Genomic DNA, 2481 nt, shown 5'->3' with positions numbered 1-2481 from the left:
CGACTGTTATCTTTATGATAGCGAAAAAATAGTTCACTTGCAGTTACAGAGTGCTAACAATGCAAAATCAATTATTACAAATTTTATCCTTATATTTCATTTCTTTGTATATTCTATCGATTTAATAAAAAAAGATGTCATATTGACATCTTTTTTAATGAAGAAGTGACCACCCCATGAAGTCTTCATGTACTTGGCACGCCCTCTTATCGTTTCGATCATATAATTCAGCATAGCTATCTGTTTCTTCATCATAAGCCATCGTATAAATAATTTGGCCGTCTACTTCAACGGATAAAACGACTCCACCTTTCATCTCTTCTACATGAATGATAGCATTCGCCGGAATTCTCATATCCGTCATTCTCATCGCATCTAACAATATACTAAACCCCCTACAGCGTATTCATTGCTAGTACTATTACACACTAAATAGTATACTACTGTAATAGCATACATTTCGTCAATGAAATTGCTGTTGAAATAGCATATTGTCTATATACATATACGCGAAATAGAAACATATTAATGGGGGGCTAACATTGATTCTACACAAAGGAGATGTACTATTCCGTCAAGGCGAGGACGGTCCTTTATACTTTATAAAAACAGGCTTATTAAAAGTAGTTCGGCTAGAAGAAGACGGAACACCATTTTTATTCAACATTATCGTTCCAGGTGAAACGATACCTCATCATTCTTTAATTTCACCGAAAGAATATCACGGTACAGCTATCGCTTTAATAAAAACAGAAGTGGAACCGATCACTAGTAGTGAATGGTACGAGAGACTTCAAGCAAATCCCGAATCGTATGCTAACATCGCTATGCAATTGCAATCTAAATTAAGAATGATGCAACAACGAATTGATCAATTGACAACCGTCTCTCCGAAAGAACGTCTTCATCGTTTACAAGAATGGTTCACCCTATATTTAGGTGACATTCCTATATATGAAATATTAACACAAACCGAAATTGGTCAACTGATAGGTATACGTCGTGAAACAGTAAACCGTTTATTACGAGAACAAATAAAAAACGAGGTAAAATAAATACCTCGTTTTTTTGCTTATTGTAAGCTTGTTGCTGGGCCGAAAAATTCATAATGAATATGCTCTTGTTTCACACCTAAATCAGTTAGTGCAGCATTTATATGCTTCATAAATGCTACTGGACCACAGAAATAAAACTCTGCTTCAGTTGTCGGAATAATAGTTTTTAACCATTCACTTTCAATGAAACCTTCTTTATCAAAGTTCTTCATTTCTAAATCTTTTTCAGTCGGTGCAGAATAACAAGTATATGCTTTAACTTGTTCATATTCATTTTCTACTGCCTTAACGTCTTCTTTCATTGCATGTGTATTACTATTTATTGCTGCATGAACAAAATATACATTACGTTTTGAATCTTGCTCAATTAACGTATTTAACATACTCATCATCGGTGTAATCCCTACTCCACCACTAATTAGTACAACTGGTAATGTTGAATCCATATTTAACACGAAATCTCCCGCTGGTGCACTTACTGGTAAAACATCTCCTTCTTTTACATGTTCATGTAAGTAATTAGACACTTTACCGTCTGGTGTATCTACACCTTTTTCTTTTTTTACACTAATACGATAATATTCTTTCCCAGGAGCATCGGATAAACTATATTGACGATTATGTGTATATGTCTCACCTTCAATATTGATTTGAACCGTTACATATTGACCTGGGATGAATGAAGAAACTTTCCCTCCATCTTCAGGTTTCAAATAAAATGACGTAATAACATCGCTTTCCTTCACTTTTTTAACAATCACAAAGTTGCGGAAGTCTTTCCATCCACCTTCTTTATGTGCAGCTTCTTCATACATCTCTGCTTCAATGCTAATGAATGCATCAGCAATGACACCATATGCTTCTCCCCATGCATTTAAAACTTCATCAGGTGCACCTGCGACCTCTTTAATGGCACGTAGTAAACATGTACCTACAATCGGGTAATGCTCTGCTTTAATACCTAAACTTCTATGCTTATGACCAATTTGTTTTACAACTGGAATAATAGCTTCTAAATTATCAATGTACGTTGCAGCTGCATAAACAGCATTCGCTAACGCTTGTTGTTGTCTTCCCTTTTTCTGATTTGTATGGTTGAAAATATTCAATAACTCCGGATGTTCCGAAAATAAAATTTCGTAAAATCTCGTTGTAATTTCAACGCCTTTTTCTTGTAATAATGGTACTGTTGACTTTACGATTTCAATTGTTTTTGCACTTAACATTGTATCCCACTCCTCTATTTCCTTAACTGTTTTTAGTTTAACTGAATCTTATAATGCAGATTGTGATTTTAATCACTATTAACACGGTGTTTTTGTGAATAATATATGAACATTGTATTTACAAAAGAAAATAAGCTAACTAGAATTCTAGCTAGCTTATTATTTTGTTTGTATAGCTTGTTCAATTACTTTTATATCTT

3 protein-coding genes are annotated in these 2481 nt (G+C 34.0%); 1 reads left to right on the top strand and 2 read right to left on the bottom strand.

Annotated features, from left to right (window positions below; all coding sequences use genetic code 11):
* Positions 1-154: 154 nt before the first annotated feature.
* Positions 155-382 carry a hypothetical protein gene (locus ACQGS6_RS26405; protein ID WP_000883009.1) on the bottom strand — a complete coding sequence of 76 codons (228 nt, stop codon included), beginning with the start codon at positions 380-382 and terminating at the stop codon, positions 155-157.
* 160 nt (positions 383-542) lie between these two features.
* On the opposite strand from ACQGS6_RS26405, the gene ACQGS6_RS26400 reads away from it, so the two are divergent.
* Entirely contained in the window at positions 543-1055 is a 513-nt protein-coding gene (locus tag ACQGS6_RS26400; protein ID WP_000600585.1) for a Crp/Fnr family transcriptional regulator, read from the top strand.
* A 17-nt stretch (positions 1056-1072) separates the two neighbouring features.
* Here the strand turns inward: ACQGS6_RS26400 and hmpA are convergent, their stop codons facing one another.
* Complete coding sequence (hmpA, locus tag ACQGS6_RS26395; RefSeq protein ID WP_000947320.1) at positions 1073-2281, bottom strand: NO-inducible flavohemoprotein; 1209 nt, start codon at positions 2279-2281, stop codon at positions 1073-1075.
* Positions 2282-2481: the final 200 nt, after the last annotated feature.

This window comes from Bacillus sp. GMs2/2, assembly GCF_050172095.1.
In the GTDB taxonomy this organism is placed as follows: Bacteria; Bacillota; Bacilli; order Bacillales; family Bacillaceae_G; genus Bacillus_A; species Bacillus_A cereus.
This window is presented reverse-complemented; position numbering and strand designations above follow the sequence as displayed.

What these genes read in the sequence shown, in the direction of transcription:
- hmpA (WP_000947320.1), bottom strand. Translation starts at nt 2,281, where the DNA reads ATGTTAAGTGCAAAAACAATTGAAATCGTAAAGTCAACAGTACCATTA.